The sequence below is a fragment of the Halomonas citrativorans genome (genome assembly GCF_014898005.1).
GTDB lineage: Bacteria > Pseudomonadota > Gammaproteobacteria > Pseudomonadales > Halomonadaceae > Vreelandella > Vreelandella citrativorans.
Genome location: NZ_JABUYX010000055.1, coordinates 1 through 1,935 on the forward strand (window position 1 = coordinate 1; position 1,935 = coordinate 1,935).

Annotated in this window: 1 protein-coding gene; it reads left to right on the forward strand. The window is 60.5% G+C overall.

Features of this window, described 5'->3' with window-relative positions:
- Positions 1 to 474 precede the first annotated feature (474 nt).
- Entirely contained in the window at positions 475 to 1,863 is a 1,389-nt protein-coding gene (gene ltrA, locus INT20_RS17855) for a group II intron reverse transcriptase/maturase (protein ID WP_193057446.1), read from the forward strand.
- Positions 1,864 to 1,935: the final 72 nt, after the last annotated feature.

The window sequence follows — 1,935 nt, forward strand, 5'->3', positions numbered from 1 at the left end:
TTTTTTTATGGTGCGCCAGGCATGGCGCGCAGCGCCTTAACAGGCGCTATTCCTGAGGGTGGTGCCTCAGGATGACTTGGGGGTGAAAGTCCCCTGCACGCCCGGCAAGGGGAAGTGCTAGCCGACGGCAAGGGTGTCCCTCGCGAGGGGGAATCTGAAGGAAGCCCAAGGCAAAACGCTGGCCTGACGAATAGGAAGCGGATACTAGGCGTCATGGCGGGGTGAGATGGCCATAATCATCAAAGCCCGGTACTTGCACGGAACGCCATGACGTAGATCCGACAGGCATAAGCGGGAAGGTCGCGCGTCTTACCCTGGGAGGTCTGGTGATGTGCCACAGTGCTACCGGCGTCGAGAGGCGACGGGATGGGTTACCAGACGTCAGCCGAGGCCATAGTAAGTGCCGGTTCACTACGGCACCAAGGGCCGAACATGAAGAACCGCGAGTAGGCGATAACGTCTCGAGGATCGATCATGAAGACAGACCATGACGCTAATACCGTCACTCACCCAGAGGGGCAGGAGCAGAACTCCGCGCCCCAGCCGGTGGGCGTCGAGACGATCCCGGCGTCGTTATCGTGGACGAAAGCGGAGTCAGCCTCGCTCATGGAGCGGGTCGTTGACCCGGAGAACATGGAGCGAGCTTACCGTAAGGTGGCTGCCAACAAAGGTGCACCGGGTGTCGATGGCATGACGGTGCATCAACTGGCTGACCACCTAAAACAGCACTGGCCAACGCTGCGTGAGCGGCTGTTGGCCGATGCGTATCACCCGAGTCCAGTTCGAGCAGCCACGATCCCCAAGCCTAAAGGCGGAGTGCGGCAGCTCGGAATACCCACGGTCACCGACCGACTGATCCAGCAAGCGCTGTCACAAGTGCTCATGCCGGTCTTCGACCCGGGGTTCTCCGCGTCGAGTTACGGTTACCGCCCCAAACACAGCGCCAAGCAGGCCGTATCGGCCATGAAGGCCCATGTTACCGCTGGCCACCGCTGGGTGGTCGACCTTGACCTGAAAGCCTTCTTCGACCGAGTGAACCACGATCTGCTGATGGCACGGGTAGCGCGGCGCGTTGATGACAAGCGCGTGCTGCGCCTGATCCGCCGCTATCTGGAAGCGGGTATGTTGCAACATGGCTTGCCCACGCCGAGGCGACAGGGGACACCCCAAGGCGGACCACTCAGCCCGCTACTGGCGAACATCCTGCTGGACGATCTGGACAAGGAGCTGGAACGCCGAGGCCACCGCTTCTGCCGCTACGCCGATGACGTTCAGGTGTACGTCAACAGTCGGCGGGCAGGCGAGCGTGTCATGGAAAGCTTGAGTGAGTATCTCGAGAGCTCACTTCGGCTGACGGTCAACCGCACGAAAAGTGCGGTGGACCGGCCATGGAAACGCGGCTATCTGGGCTACCGTCTCACTTGGCACAAGCAGCCGAAGTTGACGCTGGCCAAGGCAAGTCTGAAGCGCATGATGCAGCGTGTTCGTGAGATCCTGAAGCGTGGCAGGGGGCGTAACACCCAACGGATAATCGAAGAGTTGGGGCCAGTCCTGCGTGGATGGGCCAACTACTTCAGCTTTGTTGATGTGAAACGGCCCTTGGAAGCGCTGGATCAATGGATACGTCGCCGCTTACGCGGCCTAATCTGGCGGCAATGGAAACGTTCAGCGACTCGTCGCCGGAAACTTCAAGGGCTGGGCCTGGACGCGCCCCGAGCTTGGAAATCGGCAGGCAATGGTCGAGGCCCTTGGTGGAACGCCGGGGCATCGCACATGAACCAGGCCCTGCCGAGGAAATGGTTTTATGACCAGGGACTGATCTCGGTACTGGATACGGTAAGAGGGCTTAACCGTTCTTCATGAACCGCCGTGGTACGGAACCGTATGCCCGGTGGTGTGAGAGGACAGGGGAGGCGACTCCCCTTCCTACTCGAT

Bases quoted from the DNA above. Each gene is read 5' to 3' on its own strand.
- ltrA (WP_193057446.1), top strand. From the start codon at position 475: ATGAAGACAGACCATGACGCTAATACCGTCACTCACCCAGAGGGGCAG.